A 15,979-nucleotide genomic window follows, 5' to 3' on the forward strand; every position below is an offset into this window, starting at 1 on the left:
GTCTGATGATGAGCACGACCGCACCGCCGCGGAGCGCCCGTGGCCGGACCCGAAGGGAAGAGCATGGCTGACACCTACGTCCTCTCGATCGACCAGGGCACCACGAGCACCCGGGCGATGGTCTTCGACCACTCCGGCGAGGTGATCTCGGTCGACCAGGTCGAGCACGAGCAGATCTTCCCGCGGGCGGGCTGGGTCGAGCACGACGCCGAGGAGATCTGGAAGAACACCCGCAAGGTGATCGGCGGCGCGCTCAGCTCGGCCAACCTCAACAGCAAGCACATCGACAGCGTCGGGATCACCAACCAGCGCGAGACCGCGGTGGTGTGGGAGAAGGCCACCGGCCGGCCGATCCACCACGCCATCGTGTGGCAGGACACCCGTACCCAGAAGATGGTCGACGAGATCGGCGGCGACGCGGGCCCGGAGCGCTTCAAGGAGAAGACCGGGCTGCCGCTGGCGACCTACTTCGCCGGACCGAAGATCGCCTGGATCCTGGACAACGTCGACGGCGCCCGCGAGCGCGCCGAGGCCGGCGAGCTGCTCGCCGGGACGATGGACACCTGGGTGCTGTGGAACCTCACCGGCGGCGGCGAGAACGAGGGGGTGCACGTCACCGACGTCACCAACGCCAGCCGCACCCTGCTCATGGACCTGGCCACGCTGGACTGGGACGACGAGCTGTGCGAGGCGATCCGGGTGCCGCGGGCGATGCTGCCGCAGATCCGCAGCTCCTCCGAGGAGTACGGCGAGTGCAAGCCGGGCGTGCTGAACGGCACCCCGGTGGCCGGCATCCTCGGCGACCAGCAGGCCGCCACCTTCGGCCAGGCCTGCCTGGAGCCAGGGACGGCGAAGAACACCTACGGCACCGGCAACTTCATGCTGCTGAACACCGGCACCGAGATCGTGCGCAGCGACAACGGCCTGCTCACCACGGTCTGCTACCAGCTGGGCGAGGACAAGCCGGTCTACGCCCTGGAGGGCTCGATCGCGGTCACCGGCTCGCTGGTGCAGTGGGTGCGCGACAACCTCGGCCTCATCAAGGACGCCCCGGAGATCGAGACCCTGGCGAAGGGGGTCGACGACAACGGCGGGGTGTACTTCGTACCCGCCTTCTCCGGGCTCTTCGCCCCGCACTGGCGGCCAGACGCCCGCGGCGCCATCGTCGGGCTCACCCGCTACGCCAACAAGGGGCACATCGCCCGGGCGGTGCTCGAGGCCACCGCCTTCCAGACCAAGGAGGTGCTGGAGGCGATGCAGGCCGACGCGACCCGGGCCGGCAGCGACCTCACCGAGCTCAAGGTCGACGGCGGCATGGTGGCCAACGAGACGCTCATGCAGTTCCAGGCGGACATCCTGGGCATCGACGTCATCCGCCCGAAGGTCGCCGAGACCACCGCCCTGGGCGCTGCCTACGCGGCCGGCCTGGCCACCGGCTACTGGTCCTCGACCGACGACATCACCGACAACTGGGGCGAGGGGCAGCGGTGGAGCCCGGACATGGACTCCGAGCAGGTCGACCGGCTCTTCCGGAACTGGAAGAAGGCGGTCACCCGCACCCTGGACTGGGTCGACGACGACGTCGACTGAGCCGGCTCGACCGGGCCGGATCGACCGAGCGCGCCGGCCCGTAGGGTGTGCGGCGTGTCCGAGCCGCCCGTGTCCGAGCCGCCCGTGTCCGAGCAGCAGGGGACCGAGGGGCAGGGGTCCGAGCAGCACGGCTCCGAGGGGACCGAGCACTACTTCACCGCCCGGCCCGCCGGTGACGGCGAGCGTCGTCCGCTGGAGGTCCGGCTGGCCGATCGCCAGGTGACGGTCGAGACCGCCGGGGGGATCTTCTCCCCCGGCGGTCTCGACAAGGCCACCGCGGTGCTGCTGGAGACGGTGCCCGCTCCCCTGCCGACGGGGACGCTGCTCGACCTGGGCTGCGGCTGGGGTCCGCTGGCGCTCACCCTGGGGCTGAGCTCGCCGGAGGCCGACGTGTGGGCGGTCGACGTCAACGAGCGGGCGCTGGACCTCACCCGCCGCAACGCGGCCGCCCTGGGGTGCGACCGGGTCCGGGCGGTGCGTCCCGAGGACGGCCCGGAGGCGCCGCTGGACCTCATCTGGAGCAACCCGCCGATCCGGGTGGGCAAGGCCGCCGTGCACGCGATCCTGGCCACCTGGCTGCCCCGGCTGGCACCGACCGGTGAGGCCTGGCTGGTCGTCGGCAAGAACCTCGGTGCCGACTCCCTGGCCCGGTGGATCACGGACGAGCTGGGGCTGGTGGTCACCCGCGAGGCATCCAAGAAGGGCTTCCGGGTGCTGCGCGTGACCCGACAGTCCTAGGACAGTCGCGCTGGACCGCACGCGCGCGCGGTCCTGGCGGACATCGGCGGGCCTGTGGATGACACCGCCGCCGATCTCGGCCGATCCGCGATGCTCCCGGGCATGCACCTCAGCGATCTGTACCTGCTCGCGCCGAGCGGCGTCGTGTCCACCGGGTTCGCCGAGCAGCACGGCATCGACCGGCGCGCGCTGGCCTTTGCGGCCCGCCAGGGTGAGGTCACCCGACTGGTCCAGGGCTGGTACGCCCCGGAGACCGAGCTGACTGCGGACGCCTACCACCGCCTGCTCAGCCTGGCGATGGCCATCGCCTACGCGGGCCGAGCCACGCCGAGCCACTACTCGGCGTCGCTGCTGCGTGGGCTCCCGGTCTACGGGGTGGACCGCTCCCGCGCGCACCTCACCCGCCTGTCCCCGGGCAAGACCCGTAAGCGCGCCGGGCTGACCCTGTGGTGTCCCTCGGAGGGGCGCGCCGAGCCCGAGGAGATCCGGCTGGCCGCTCGCTCCGTCCACCTCGTGACGACCGCCGAAGGGGTGTGCCAGACCGCGCTCGTGGCGGGGCTGCAGCCGGCACTCGTCACGGCTGACGCCGCCCTTCGCGAAGGGATGATGACGATCCCTGAGCTGGCAGGGGCGGCCGAGACGATGACCGCCCGACGACGAGGTCACCGGTTGTCCCGGCTGGTCGAGCGGGCCGACGGTCGGCACGAGTCGGTGGGTGAGACCCGGACCGCCTACGCCCTGCACCAGATGGGGCTGCGCTTCACCCCGCAGGTCTGGATCGGGGGCGGGGACGCCCGGTACCGGGCGGACTTCGTCCTGGACGACGCCCCGGTGATCATCGAGTTCGACGGAGCCGTGAAGTACGACGGGCGTGCCGCGCTCGTCGCCGAGAAGCGCCGGGAGGACCGGATCCGCGCGCACGGCATGGTCGTCGTGCGGGTCACCTGGGATAACCTGGAGGATCCGCGACGCCTGCAGGCCCGGATCATGGAGGCGATCAGCGCCGCCCGGTACGGCCGGCCCGCGTGAACGAGCGCCCCGCGTGGGCGGCCACCCTGCGGGAGGGGTGGCTCCCCCTCCATGGACCGGCAGTGTCCGCCCGGACCGCGCGCGCACGCGGGCCTGCGCGACAGTCCTAGGACTGTCGGGTCAGCAGGGTGGTGGTGCCGTCGGCGACGAGGGCCGCCGGGCCGGCGAGCTCGACCTGCTGACCGGGAAGGGCGTTGACCGTCAGGCTGCCGCCGGGCACGTCGACCCGCCAGGTCGAGCTCTCGTCGGCGGTGCCGGACCACACACCCATGGCCAGCGCCGCCGCGCACACCCCGGTGCCGCAGGAGCGGGTCTCGCCGACCCCGCGCTCGTGCACCCGCATCGCCAGGTGGCCGGGGCCGAGCACCCGTACGAGCTCGACGTTGGTCCCCTCCGGCGGCACAGGACGCACCACCGGCGCCTGGGTGAGGTCGAGACCGTCGAGGGAGATGCCCGGTGGGAGGGCGACGACGGTGTGCGGGTTGCCCAGGTCGAGCGAGAGCGCGCTGTAGGGCTCGTTGATCTCCTCGGCCTCGGCGACGTGCACCAGGGCGTCGAAGCCCTGGTCGCCGGCCTCCTCGGGCCGGGCCAGCCGCCAGGTGCCCATGTGGGTGACCACGTGGTCCCCGTCGAATCGCACCCGGCGCACCCCGGCGCGGGTCGCGATCGCGGTCTCGCCGGCGCCGACGAGCCCCTCGCGCCGCAGCCAGGCGGCGAAGACGCGGGTGCCGTTGCCGCACATCTGGGCGGCCGAGCCGTCGGCGTTGCGGTAGTCCATGAACCAGGGCGCCTCGTCGGCCTGGGCGCGCACGTCGTCCTCGGCGGCCAGCCGGGTCGGCACGATCCGGATGACCCCGTCGCCGCCGATCCCGGCGTGCCGGTCGGCCAGCAGCGCCGCCTCCTGGGCCCCGACCTCCAGGGAGCCGTCGAGGTCCGGCAGGAGGACGAAGTCGTTCTCGGTGCCGTGGCCCTTGGTGAAGGGGATGCCGGTCATGGCGTCCATTCTGCCGGGTCGTGGGCCAGGTCGAGCACCCGGTCCCCGAGGTCGGGGGCCCCAGCCGGGAGCCACCGCACCCGCTCGTCGGGACGCAGCCAGGACCGCTGCCGCCGGGCGTAGCGGCCGGTGGCCCGGGCCGTGTCGGCCATCGCCTGCTCGGCGCTGCTGCGCCCGTCGAGGTGATCCAGCGCCTGGGCGTAGCCGATCGCCCGGGAGGCGGTCCGTCCCTGGCGCAGGCCCTGGGCGTCCAGCGCCCGCACCTCGTCCAGCAGGCCCTCGTCCCACATCCGGCGCACCCGCCGCTCGATCCGCGGCAGCAGCAGGTCCTGATCGAGGTCGAGGGCGACCACGAGGCTGGGCCGCAGGTACCGCTTCGCAGGAGCGGTCGCCGAGAAGGGCCGTCCGGTGAGCTCGACGACCTCCAGCGCGCGCACGACCCGGCGCAGGTTGCGCGGCTCGATCGCCGCCGCGGCCTCGGGGTCCAGCCGCCGCAGCCGCTCCCGCAGCCGCTCCGGCCCGCCCGGACGCTCCGCCTCGGCCTCCAGGCGCGCCCGGACCTGCGGGTCGGTGGGCGGGATCTCCAGGTGGTCCAGCGCGGCCCGGACGTAGAGCCCGGAGCCCCCGACGAGCACCGGGACCCGGCCACGACCGAGGATCTCCTCGACCGCGGCCCGCGACCGGCGCTGGTAGTCGGCCAGGGTGGCCTCGTCGGTCACCGCGAGCACGTCGAGCACGTGGTGCTGGATGCCGCGGCGCTGGTCGGTCGGCAGCTTGGCGGTGCCGACGTCCATGCCGCGGTACAGCTGCATGGCGTCGGCGTTGACGATCTCGCCGTCGAGCCGCTGGGCCAGCTCCAGCGCCAGCTCCGACTTGCCGGTGGCGGTCGGACCGACCACCGCCAGCACCTCGGGGAGACGGCGCCCGTCGTCCGCGCCCGCCGACTCGCGCTCGGCGCTCACTCGTCCTCCGGGCTCACTGGTCCTCCGGGCTCACTCGTGGCCCGCGCTCACTCGTCGTCGTGGCCGAAGGGGTCGGCGTCCTCGCCGGGCATCCAGGTGAGCCCGGGCACGCCCCAGCCCTCCCCCTTCGTCGCCTTGCGCGCCTTCTTCTTCCACGGCTCGCCGAGGCGATCGACGTAGAGGAAGCCGTTGAGGTGGTCGTACTCGTGCTGCATGCACCGGGCGAACCAGCCGGTGGCGGTGAAGGAGAGCTCCTGGCCGTCGAGGTCGTAGCCGCTGACCTCGGCGCTCTCCCCGCGGCGCAGCGGGTAGGAGTAGCCCGGCACGGACAGGCAGCCCTCCGACTCGTTCTCCCGGTCCGGCTCGCCGACGACCGGCTTGGCGGCCCGGACGAAGGGGTTGATGACGTGCCCGCGGGAGGGGACGCCGTCGTCGTTCTTCATCTGCCAGACGAAGATGCGCAGGCCCACCCCGATCTGCGGGGCGGCCAGGCCGACCCCGTGCGCGGCCTCGCAGGTCTCGTGCATGTCCGCGACGAGGCGGCGCACCTCGTCGTCGATCTCGGTGACCTGGGCGGCGCGGGTGTGCAGCACCGGTTCACCGGTGATGGTGATCGGGTGGATCGTCATGGCGGGCATTGTCTCCCACCAGCCGCGTCCTGCACGCCGGGGTGCCCGGCGTGCAGGACGCGGTGTCGTGCGAGGGGGTGCGACCGGGGTCAGGCCGCCTGCTGGATGGCCGAGACCTCGAGGGTGAGCACGATCTTCTTCGAGACGAGCACGCCGCCGGTCTCCAGGGCGGCGTTCCAGCTCAGGCCCCAGGTCTCGCGGTCGACCTCGGTGGTCGCGGAGAAGCCGATCCGGGTGTTGCCGAAGGGGTCCTGGGCGGTGCCGAAGTACTCGGCGTCCAGGCTGACCGGCTTGGTGACGCCCTTGACGGTGAGGTCGCCGTCGAGGACGAAGCGGTCACCGGCCACCTCGCGCACGCCGGTCGAGGTGAAGGTGATGCTCGGGTGCTGCTCGACGTCGAAGAAGTCAGCGCTCTTGAGGTGTCCGTCGCGGTCGGCGCTGCGGGTGTCGACCGAGTCGACGCCGATGGTCGCCCGGGCGCTGGACCCGGCGAAGTCCTCGCCGACGGTGACGGTCCCCTCGACGTCGCTGAAGGCGCCGCGGACCTTGGTGACCATCGCGTGCCGCGCGGTGAAGCCGACCTCCGAGTGGCTGGCGTCGATGGTGTAGGTGCCGGCGGGGATCTGGGTGACGTCGCTCATCGTGAGCTGCTCCTTCGAGGTCGAGGGTGACGCGGTCTGCGTCACGGGTCGGTACGCACGAACCGTGGTACGCACGGTCCAATGCGATTGAACCCTAAACTATTCCCAGTTCGTCCGATCCGGTTGCGAACACCTTCAACGACTGTTTGGGTGGAGTCACCGAGGCGGCGAGATGCGCCGCCCACGACGAGAGGGGAACACGCATGGGTCTCTTCGACAAGGCCAAGGACGCTGCCGACCAGAACTCCGACAAGGTCGAGGACGTCTCGGACCAGGGTCTGGAGAAGGGCGGCGAGTTCGCCGAGAGCAAGGGGGTCGGCCAGGACCAGGTCGACAAGGGCAAGGAGACGCTCGACGGCAAGATCGGCGAGTAACGCCCCACAGCTTCGACGAGGCCCATCGCAGCCACGGCTGCGATGGGCCTTCGTCGTGCGCGCGCCCGATCGGTGGGTCAGGCTCCGCAGGGGGCGGTGGGCACCTCGACCGGCTCCGGGGCACCGATCCGCGGCATCCCCAGGGAGACCGCGGGCTTGCCGCTCGGCTGCGCCTGCGCGCGCTCCCAGGCGTCCCCGCCGGCGCTGCGGCGCACCCGGTAGGTGCCGCCGGTCAGACCGGAGTCGGCCAGCAGGTGGTGCGGCGCGCCGTACGTCACCTCGGCCTCGACGACGTCGCCAGGCCGCGGTCGCTCGGCCCCCTGGGGCACGGCCACGTGCACCAGCCGGTTGTCCCGGGCCCGGCCCGAGATCCGGTCGGTGCGCTCGTCCTTGCGCCCTTCGCCGGTGGCCACGAGCACCTCGAGGGTCTCCCCCTCCTGGCCGCGGTTCTCCGCCCAGCTGATCTCGTCCTGCAGCGCCACCAGCCGCTCGAAGCGCTCCTGCACCACCGGCTTGGGCACCTGGTCGGCCATCTCGGCGGCCGGGGTGCCCGGGCGGATCGAGTACTGGAAGGTGAAGGCCGAGGCGAAGCGGGACGCCTCGACGACCCGCATGGTCTCGGCGAAGTCCTCCTCGGTCTCCCCCGGGAAGCCGACGATGAGATCGGTGGTGATCGCCGCGTGCGGGATCCGCTCGCGCACCCGGTCGAGGATGCCGAGGAAGCGCTCGCTGCGGTAGCTGCGGCGCATCGCCTTGAGCACCCGGTCCGAGCCGGCCTGCAGCGGCATGTGCAGGCTGGGCATGACGTTCGGCGTCTCGGCCATCGCGTCGATGACGTCGTCGGTGAAGGCGGCGGGGTGCGGGCTGGTGAAGCGCACCCGCTCCAGCCCCTCGATCTCGCCGCAGGCGCGCAGCAGCTTGCCGAAGGCGTAGCGGTCGCCGAACTCGACGCCGTAGGAGTTGACGTTCTGCCCCAGCAGGGTGATCTCGACGACGCCCTGGTCGACCAGCGCCTCGAGCTCGGCGAGGATCTCGCCCGGCCGTCGGTCCTTCTCCTTGCCGCGCAGCGCCGGGACGATGCAGAAGGTGCAGGTGTTGTTGCAGCCCACCGAGATCGAGGTCCAGCCGGCGTAGGCGGAGTCGCGGCGGGTGGGCAGGGTGGAGGGGAAGGTCTCCAGCGACTCGAGGATCTCGACCTGGGCCTCCCGGTTGTGCCGGGCGCGGTCCAGCAGCGCCGGCAGCGAGCCGATGTTGTGCGTGCCGAAGACGACGTCCACCCAGGGCGCCCGCTCGGTGATCTGCTCACGGTCCTTCTGGGCCATGCACCCGCCGACGGCGATCTGCATGTCCGGGTTGCGCTGCTTGGCCGGGCGCAGCTGGCCGACGTTGCCGTAGAGCTTGTTGTCGGCGTTCTCCCGGACCGCGCAGGTGTTGAAGACGACGACGTCGGCGGTCTCGGCGCGCTCCCCCTCGGGGAGGCTGGCGAGGTCGACGTAGCCGGCGGTCTCCAGCAGCCCGGCGATCCGCTCGGAGTCGTGCACGTTCATCTGGCACCCGTGGGTGCGCACGTCGTAGGTCTTGGCGGCAGTCATGACCGGTCCAGGGTACGCGTCGTGCGCTCCCCTCCCGGTCACGCCCGACCCCCTTCGCCCGCTCCACCGTCACCCGGACCACCGCCGCGGACCGGAGCGCTCTGGGGTCGCTGACATTCCTAGGACTGTCGCTCCGGACCGGCAGCGCGCGCGGTCCGGGGAGACAGTCCTAGGAATGTCGAGGTCAGGTGATCCGGGAGATGGCGACCTCGACGGAGAGGTCGACGAGCTCGGGGCCGACGTACATGCCGCGGAAGGGGGCGACGTCGTCGTAGTCCCGGCCGCGGGCGACCACGACGTGGTCGAGACCGACCGGGGTGAGGTTGGTCGGGTCCAGGCCGTACCAGTCACCGTCCCAGTACTCGACCCAGGCGTGGCTCTCGCCCACCTCGGTGCTCCCGGGCTCGCTGCGCACCGCGTCCTGGGTGGTGTAGCCGCTGACGTAGCGGGCCGGGACGGAGATCGAGCGCAGCGCGCCGAGGGTGATGTGCGCGAAGTCCTGGCACACCCCCTTCCCGTGCCCCCAGGCGACGGCGGCGGTGTCCTGGACCCCGGTGATCCCGCGCTGGTAGGTCATCCGCTCGTGAATCCGCTCCACGAGCAGCCGGGCCGCCGCCCCCGACGACTCCTCGCTGCGCACGCCCTCGGCCAGCTCGACCAGGCCGTCGGCCGGCTGGGTGCGCTCGGTGATGTCGAGGTACTCGCTGAGCCGGTCGCGCAGCCGCTCGTCCTCCAGCGCCGCCCAGCCGCCGGCCTCGTCCTCGGCCGGCACCTCGAAGCGCTCGACGAGGCTGGTGGCCTCGATCTCCAGGCTGCGGTGCGGGGTCTGGCTCTCCATCGCCATGACCTCGGTGCCCCAGTGGTCGGTGTAGACGTGGCTCCAGGTCAGCGGCCGCACCTTCACCCGGGACTCCAGGGTGGTCTGGCCCGGCTCGGTGACCGGGATCATCCGCAGCTCGTTGTGCGAGGCGGTGACCTCGCCGTCATAGGTCATCGTCGTGCGGTGCACGATGCGGTGCCGTCGGGTGCTCACAGCGTCTCTCCCGTCCACTCCTGCACCGGAGCCGAGTTGAAGTAGCGGTCGCCGATCGCCTCGGAGGCGGCCATCACCGCGTCCTGGACGGCCATCATGTGCGCCGGCAGCTCGGCCAGCACCGCGTCCGGGTCGGTGAACTCCAGCTGGGTCCGCACCTGCCCGAGGATCCGTCGGCCCTCGTCGGAGAAACCGATCCGGTCCTTGTCCGGGGCGAGCGCGATGAGCCGGTCCTCGGCCTCGTTGAGGGCGGCGATGACCGAGCGCGGGAAGCGCCGGTCCAGGGTGAGGAAGGCGGCCGCGGTGCGGTCGGTGACCACCCCGCGCATGGTCCGCAGCATCGACTGCTGGGCGCCGCAGCTGGCCAGCACGCTGCCCCAGGTGGGCCCGTAGGACTGGGCGCCGGTGGCGACCATCCGGGCGGTCATGTCGGCCCGCTCCAGCGAGCGGCCGAGCGCGAGGAAGTCCCAGGCGTCGTCGTGGCTCATCGTCGCGTCGGCGACCCCGGCGACCAGGGCGCTGCGCTCGCGCACCCAGCCGAGGTGCTGCTGGGTGACCGCGCGGGTGCCCAGGCCGTTCCACCGGTGCCAGGTGGTGTTGATGCACTCCCAGACCTCGGTGGAGATGGTCTCGCGGGCGCGTCGGGCGTTCTCCCGCGCGGCCAGCCACGAGCCGGAGATGGCGTTGGGGTTGGCGGCGTCGAAGACGAGCATCCGGCCGACGTCGTCGAAGGTGGCCTGCTCGACGTCGTCGTAGCCCATGGCCCCGTGCAGCACGAGCCGGGCGGAGAGGCCCTCGTCGGCACTGGGGTCCTCGAGCAGCTGCAGCCGCAGCACGTCGACGATCCGCGCGGTGCCGTCGGCCCGCTCGATGTAGCGGCCGATCCAGAAGAGGCTGTCGGCGATCCGGCTGAGCATCAGGCCCTCCCTCCGTCGCTGCTCGCGGGGTCACCGCTCACGGGGTCGCTGCTCGGGGTGTCGCTGCTCGTGGGATCGACCGGCAGCTCGGGGGGTGGCACGGCCGGGTCCTGGCCGCCCATGGCCACGCCCCCGTCGAGCTCGGCGCTCTCGCCGCGCTCGCGGGAGGCGGCGACCTCGGCCTCGGCCTGCTCGGTCTCCGGCGCCGAGGCGGTGCCGCCGAGCAGGATGACCTCGGTCTCCTCGCCGGTGGGCACCTTGGCGTAGCGCCCGGCGAGCACCCAGGTGTCCTTGCTGCCGCCGCCCTGGCTCGAGTTGACCACCAGCTGGCCCTCCGGGAGCGCGACCCGGGTCAGGCCGCCGGGCAGCACGCGGACGTCGTTGCCGTCGTTGACCGCGAAGGGGCGCAGGTCGACGTGCCGCGGGCGCAGCCCGCCGTCGATGAGCGTGGGCACGGTGGAGAGCTGGACGACCGGCTGGGCGATCCAGTCGCGGGGGTCGCGCTCCAGCTTGCCGCGCAGCTCGTCCAGCTCGGCGCCGCTGGCCTCCGGGCCGATGACCAGGCCCTTGCCGCCGGAGCCGTCGACCGGCTTGACGACCATCTCGTCGAGGCGGTCGAGCACGGTGGCCAGCGCCTGCGGCTCGTTGCACCGGTAGGTGTCGACGTTCGGCAGGACCGGGTCCTCCTCGAGGTAGTAGCGGGTGAGGTCCGGCAGGTAGGAGTAGACGAGCTTGTCGTCGGCGACGCCGTTGCCGATGGCGTTGGCCAGGGTGACGCGGCCGGCCCGCACCGCCGAGACCAGCCCGGGCACCCCGAGCATGGAGTCGCGGCGGAAGTGCACCGGGTCGAGGAAGTCGTCGTCGATGCGTCGGTAGATGACGTCGACGCGCTCCTCGCCGTGGGTGGTGCGCATCCGCACCTCGCCGCCGCGGACGACGAGGTCGCGGCCCTCGACGAGCTCGACGCCCATCATCCGGGCGAGCAGGGTGTGCTCGAAATAGGCGGAGTTGTAGACGCCGGGGGTGAGCACGACGACGGTGGGGTCGCTGTGCCCCTCGGGGGCCGACTCCCGCAGCGCCTCCAGCAGGATCCGCGGGTAGTCGTGCACCGGCCGGATCCGCATCGTGGCGAAGGCCTCGGGGAAGACGTTGGCCATCGCCCGGCGGTTGGCGATGACGTAGGAGACGCCCGAGGGCACCCGGACGTTGTCCTCCAGCACCCGGAAGGTGCCCTGCTCGTCACGGATGAGGTCGATGCCGCTGACGTGGGCGCGCACCCCGTTGGTGGGCCGGATCCCGGCGACGGCCTGGTGGTAGTGGCTCGAGGTGGCGATGAGCTTCCACGGGATGATGCCGTCCTCGACGGCGCGCGGCACGCCAGAGCTGCGGCTGTAGATGTCGTCGAGGAAGGCCTCCAGGGCGCGCACCCGCTGGGCGACGCCGCGCTCGACCGTCTGCCAGCTGTCGGCGTCGATGACCCGGGGCACCGCGTCCAGCGGGAACGGGCGCTCCTCGCCGGCGTGGTCGAAGGTCACGCCCTGGTCGAGGAAGGTGCGCGCGAGGGCGTCCGCGCGGTCCTTGAGGCTGTCCGCGTCCATCGAGCGGAGGGTGTGATGGATCGGCTTGTACGGCGCCCGGGGGGTGCCGCCCTCGTCGAGCATCTCGTCCCAGGCGCGTCCGGCGGTGTACTCGCTGAAGAGGCTGGGCCCCGACGAGCGCGCGGCCCCGTCGCCTTGCGTCTGTCCGTGTACCTGCGTCACGTCCCCCACCCTAGGGGGGCGATGTTTCGCGGCGGTGTCCCCGGGTGCTGCGGGGTGTCGTCAGCGCAGACCGACGAGGACCCGGTCGTCACCGACCTGGCGGACCACGCCGACGCTGCGGCACCCGCCCTCGGTGAGGGCGTCGAGGTAGTCCTGCACGACCGCACGATGCTGCACCTCGTGCTCGAGAGCGGCCGTGGCACGCTCGGCCATCAGGTCGGCGAGCTCCGGCGCGGCCGCGACGGCGTCCCACCACTGCTGCCACCCCAGGGCGCCCTCGTCCTCGTACCGTTCGGCGCTGCGGCGGGTGAGGTGACTCTCGAGGTCGACGAGGCGCGAGTCGTCCCCGAGGGGGATGTGGTCGGCGTCGACCAGCACCCCGGAGGGTCGCAGCGCCGCCGCGGCCCCCCGCAGCACGGACTGCAGCTCGGGCCGGTCCAACCAGTGCAGCGCGGTGCTGCTCACCACCGCGTCGGGCGCACGGTCCAGGGCCAGACGCTCCAGCCACCCCTCGTCCCGGAGGTCCAGCTGCTGCACGCTGGCGCGTTCGTCGAGCACGGCCCGAGCCAGCCCGAGCAGCAGCGGGTCCATGTCGACGGCGATCACCCGCGCCTGCGGGAACCGCGCCAGGAGCCGGGAGGTGAGCGACCCAGGACCGCACCCCAGGTCGAGCACCAGCGGGTCCGGTCGGTCCAGGGTGTGCTCCAGGACGTCCAGCACGGCCTGGAACCGCTCCTCGCGGTCGTCGAAGAAGGTGGCCTGCTGACGATCCCAGCTCTCCACCCAGGCCCGGGCGGTCTCGGGCTCGAGCATCTGGCCGGAGGCGGAGGCTGGCGAGACGTCACGCTCGGACGCTGAGGTGGGCTGCATGGGCCCAGCCTGGCACGGTCCTGGCACCTCGAACCCCGGCTGGGACGCGCGATGCACCTCAGTCGCGGCGGTGCTCGGGCAGGGCGTCCAGGCACTCCCGGATGACGCCGTGGGCGACCTCGCCGCCGTACCCCTTGCGGGCGAGCATCCCGGCCAGCCGCCGGGTCTGCACGTCGCGGTCCAGTCCGTGCATCCGCCCCAGCCGCTTCTCCACGAGCGCGCGGGCGGTCTCCCGCTCGCTGTGCGGGTCGATCTCGTCGAGGACGCCCCGGGCGGTCTCCTCGTCGACCCCCTTCGCCCGGAGCTCGTGGGCCAGTGCGCGGCCGGCCAGGCCGCGGGTGGCCTGCTTGGAGCGGACGAAGGTCTCGGCGAAGGCGGTGTCGTCGACCAGGCCGACGTGCTCCATCCGGTCGAGCACCTCGGCGGCCACGTCGTCGGCGCAGCCCTTGCGGCGCAGCGCCCGCTCCAGCTCGGCACGGCTCTTCGGGGAGCCGGTGAGCAGGCGGAGGACCACCGCGCGGGCCACCGCGTAGGGGTCGGCCTCCTCGTCCACCTCCGGCGCAGGTGGTGGCACCGGACGGCCGGGGGCACCCGGACCGCGGACGCCGAGGCCCGCGCCCGCGTCGGACTCGCCGGGCTGCCACGCCTCGCCCGCCTGCGCTGCCTCTCCCGGCTGCCCTGTCTCGCCCGCCTGCGCCGTCTCACCCGCCTCGACGCGGGCGACCGCCGCCCGCAGCCGATCGATCTCGGCCTGCTGCGGTGCGGCGGTCGCCGGCGCGCTCTCCTGCGGAGCCACGATCAGAAGTCGACCGGGACCTCGGCCGGCTCCTCGACCGGAGCCTCGGGCTGCACGCCGATGCCGAGCTTGGTCTTGATCTTGGACTCGATCTCGTCGGCGAGCTCAGGGTTGTCCTTGAGGAAGGTGCGGGCGTTCTCCTTGCCCTGACCGAGCTGGTCGCCGTCGTAGGTGTACCAGGCGCCGGCCTTGCGGACGAAGCCGTGGTCGACCCCCATGTCGATGAGGCCGCCCTCGCGGGAGATGCCCTGCCCGTAGAGGATGTCGAACTCGGCCTGCTTGAAGGGCGGGGAGACCTTGTTCTTGACGATCTTGGCGCGGGTGCGGTTGCCGACCGGCTCGCTGCCGTCCTTGAGGGTCTCGATCCGGCGCACGTCGATGCGCACCGAGGCGTAGAACTTCAGCGCCTTGCCACCGGTGGTGGTCTCCGGCGAGCCGAACATCACGCCGATCTTCTCGCGCAGCTGGTTGATGAAGATCGCGGTCGTGCCCGAGGTGCTCAGCGCACCGGTGAGCTTGCGCAGCGCCTGGCTCATCAGCCGGGCCTGCAGGCCGACGTGGCTGTCGCCCATCTCGCCCTCGATCTCCGCCCGCGGCACCAGCGCGGCCACCGAGTCGACGACGATGATGTCCAGCGCGCCGGAGCGAATGAGCATGTCGGCGATCTCCAGCGCCTGCTCGCCGGTGTCCGGCTGGGAGACCAGCAGCGCGTCGGTGTCCACGCCGAGCTTCTTGGCGTACTCCGGGTCGAGCGCGTGCTCGGCGTCGATGAAGGCGGCGATGCCGCCGGCCTTCTGCGCGTTGGCGACCGCGTGCAGCGCGACGGTCGTCTTGCCCGAGGACTCCGGGCCGTAGACCTCGACGACCCGGCCGCGGGGCAGCCCGCCGATGCCGAGGGCGACGTCCAGGGAGATCGACCCGGTGGGGATGACCGCGATCGGCGGGCGCACGTCGTCGCCGAGGCGCATCACCGCGCCCTTGCCGTGGGCCTTCTCGATCTGTCCCATGACGGTGTCCAGGGACTTGAGCTTCTGCTCCTGCATCTTGCTGTCGATGGCGGTGACCTCGGCCATGCCACACCTCTCTCTTCTCACTCGTGCGCGGGCGCGTCCACCGGCGACCGTCGACGCTGTCGGGCTCGTTGCGTGTCAGGTCAGACGCTAGGAGCCCCCACCGACAACGGTCCGCGGCCGCCGTGAGGCTGTGGACCTCGAGGTCGCCGGGAGGGCACCTGTGGACGAGCGTAGACGAACATCTGTTCGAGGCAAGCACCGGCGCGCCGACACGCCGCCCGCGCCCCGACCCGCGCCACCTACCCTGCTCGGGTGAAGCCCTTCCTGCTGCTGGCCACCCGGGCCGACGACGTCGCCGCCGACGACGAGTACGCCGCCTTCCTGCGCTACAGCGGGCTGCGCGAGGACCAGCTCGTCCGGCACCGGCTGGAGCAGCACCCGCTGCCGAGGATCGACCTCGACGACTGGAGCGGCTTCATCGTCGGGGGCAGCCCCTTCAACGTCACGGACCGTGAGAAGACCGCGGTGCAGCGCCGGGTCGAGGCCGAGCTGGCCGACCTCGTGGCCCGGGTGGTGGCCGCCGACCACCCCTTCCTCGGCGCCTGCTTCGGCGTGGGTGTGCTCGGCTCGCTGCCGGGCGGGGTCGTCGACCGCACCTTCGGCGAGCCGCCGACCTCGGTTCGCCTGACCCAGACCGAGGCCGGGCGCACCGACCCGCTGCTGGCCGGGGTCGGCGAGCACTTCCACGCCATCGTCGGGCACAAGGAGGCCTGCCGGGTGCTGCCGGAGGGCGCGACGCTGCTCGTGGCCGGCGAGGCCTGCCTGGTGCAGATGTTCCGGATCGGCCGCAACGTCTACGCCACCCAGTTCCACCCCGAGCTGGACGCCGACAGCCTCGCCGAGCGGCTGCGGATCTACGCCGGCCACGGCTACTGCGAGCCGGAGGAGGCTGACGCGCTGGTCGCCCAGGCCCGAGCCGCGGACGTCGGCGACGTCCGCGAGGTGCTGCGCACCTTCGTCGCCCGTCACGCCCGCTGACCC

Annotated in this window: 16 protein-coding genes; 5 read left to right on the forward strand and 11 right to left on the reverse strand. The window is 72.6% G+C overall.

Going from position 1 to position 15,979, the window contains the following annotated elements; genetic code table 11:
* Positions 1-63 precede the first annotated feature (63 nt).
* The 3 genes from glpK (at position 64) to BJY28_RS14790 (ending at position 3,357) form a co-directional block, all read left to right on the forward strand.
* Entirely contained in the window at positions 64-1,590 is a 1,527-nt protein-coding gene (glpK, locus tag BJY28_RS14780; RefSeq protein WP_179463673.1) for a glycerol kinase GlpK, read from the forward strand.
* Between the two features lie 84 nt (positions 1,591-1,674).
* Positions 1,675-2,328: a methyltransferase gene (locus BJY28_RS14785; RefSeq protein WP_179464203.1), complete on the forward strand. Its 654-nt coding sequence runs from the start codon at positions 1,675-1,677 to the stop codon at positions 2,326-2,328.
* A 102-nt stretch (positions 2,329-2,430) separates the two neighbouring features.
* Complete coding sequence (locus BJY28_RS14790; protein WP_179463674.1) at positions 2,431-3,357, forward strand: endonuclease domain-containing protein; 927 nt, start codon at positions 2,431-2,433, stop codon at positions 3,355-3,357.
* 106 nt (positions 3,358-3,463) lie between these two features.
* Here the strand turns inward: BJY28_RS14790 and dapF are convergent, their stop codons facing one another.
* The 4 genes from dapF to BJY28_RS14810 all read right to left on the reverse strand — a co-directional run bounded on the left by dapF (position 3,464) and on the right by BJY28_RS14810 (position 6,583).
* Entirely contained in the window at positions 3,464-4,351 is an 888-nt protein-coding gene (gene dapF, locus BJY28_RS14795) for a diaminopimelate epimerase (RefSeq protein ID WP_179463675.1), read from the reverse strand.
* Entirely contained in the window at positions 4,348-5,313 is a 966-nt protein-coding gene (gene miaA, locus BJY28_RS14800) for a tRNA (adenosine(37)-N6)-dimethylallyltransferase MiaA (protein WP_343037141.1), read from the reverse strand. Before miaA ends, dapF begins: the two co-directional genes overlap by 4 nt.
* 47 nt (positions 5,314-5,360) lie before the next feature.
* A complete protein-coding gene (gene def, locus BJY28_RS14805) occupies positions 5,361-5,942 on the reverse strand; it encodes a peptide deformylase (RefSeq protein ID WP_179463676.1) in 582 nt (193 codons plus the stop codon).
* 89 nt (positions 5,943-6,031) lie between these two features.
* Positions 6,032-6,583 (reverse strand): YceI family protein, encoded by a 552-nt coding sequence (locus tag BJY28_RS14810; RefSeq protein ID WP_179463677.1) that lies wholly within the window; start codon positions 6,581-6,583, stop codon positions 6,032-6,034.
* A gap of 203 nt (positions 6,584-6,786) precedes the next feature.
* Here BJY28_RS14810 and BJY28_RS14815 point away from each other — a divergent pair, with 203 nt between their 5' ends.
* Positions 6,787-6,957 carry an Rv0909 family putative TA system antitoxin gene (locus BJY28_RS14815; protein WP_179463678.1) on the forward strand — a complete coding sequence of 57 codons (171 nt, stop codon included), beginning with the start codon at positions 6,787-6,789 and terminating at the stop codon, positions 6,955-6,957.
* Positions 6,958-7,034: 77 nt separating this feature from the next.
* Here the strand turns inward: BJY28_RS14815 and miaB are convergent, their stop codons facing one another.
* The 7 genes from miaB to recA form a co-directional block, all read right to left on the reverse strand.
* On the reverse strand, positions 7,035-8,549 hold the full coding sequence (gene miaB, locus BJY28_RS14820) for a tRNA (N6-isopentenyl adenosine(37)-C2)-methylthiotransferase MiaB (RefSeq protein ID WP_179463679.1): 1,515 nt from the start codon (positions 8,547-8,549) through the stop codon (positions 7,035-7,037).
* Positions 8,550-8,733: 184 nt separating this feature from the next.
* Positions 8,734-9,582, reverse strand: coding sequence for a transglutaminase N-terminal domain-containing protein (locus BJY28_RS14825; RefSeq protein ID WP_179463680.1), 849 nt, complete (start codon positions 9,580-9,582; stop codon positions 8,734-8,736).
* On the reverse strand, positions 9,579-10,499 hold the full coding sequence (locus tag BJY28_RS14830; RefSeq protein WP_179463681.1) for an alpha-E domain-containing protein: 921 nt from the start codon (positions 10,497-10,499) through the stop codon (positions 9,579-9,581). The genes BJY28_RS14825 and BJY28_RS14830 overlap by 4 nt, the downstream gene beginning before the upstream one ends.
* A complete protein-coding gene (locus BJY28_RS14835; protein WP_246313912.1) occupies positions 10,499-12,160 on the reverse strand; it encodes a circularly permuted type 2 ATP-grasp protein in 1,662 nt (553 codons plus the stop codon). Before BJY28_RS14835 ends, BJY28_RS14830 begins: the two co-directional genes overlap by 1 nt.
* Positions 12,161-12,319: 159 nt before the next feature.
* A complete protein-coding gene (locus BJY28_RS14840; RefSeq protein ID WP_246313426.1) occupies positions 12,320-13,129 on the reverse strand; it encodes a class I SAM-dependent methyltransferase in 810 nt (269 codons plus the stop codon).
* A gap of 58 nt (positions 13,130-13,187) precedes the next feature.
* The gene (locus BJY28_RS14845) at positions 13,188-13,925 is read right to left on the reverse strand and encodes a regulatory protein RecX (RefSeq protein ID WP_343037142.1); all 738 of its coding nucleotides are present in this window, start codon (positions 13,923-13,925) and stop codon (positions 13,188-13,190) included.
* 2 nt (positions 13,926-13,927) lie between these two features.
* A complete protein-coding gene (gene recA, locus BJY28_RS14850; RefSeq protein WP_179464213.1) occupies positions 13,928-14,968 on the reverse strand; it encodes a recombinase RecA in 1,041 nt (346 codons plus the stop codon).
* Between the two features lie 282 nt (positions 14,969-15,250).
* Between recA and BJY28_RS14855 the strand changes: the two genes are divergently transcribed.
* Positions 15,251-15,976, forward strand: coding sequence for a glutamine amidotransferase (locus BJY28_RS14855; RefSeq protein ID WP_179463682.1), 726 nt, complete (start codon positions 15,251-15,253; stop codon positions 15,974-15,976).
* Positions 15,977-15,979 lie beyond the last annotated feature (3 nt).

It is taken from the genome of Janibacter alkaliphilus, assembly GCF_013408565.1.
In the GTDB taxonomy this organism is placed as follows: domain Bacteria; phylum Actinomycetota; class Actinomycetes; order Actinomycetales; family Dermatophilaceae; genus Janibacter; species Janibacter alkaliphilus.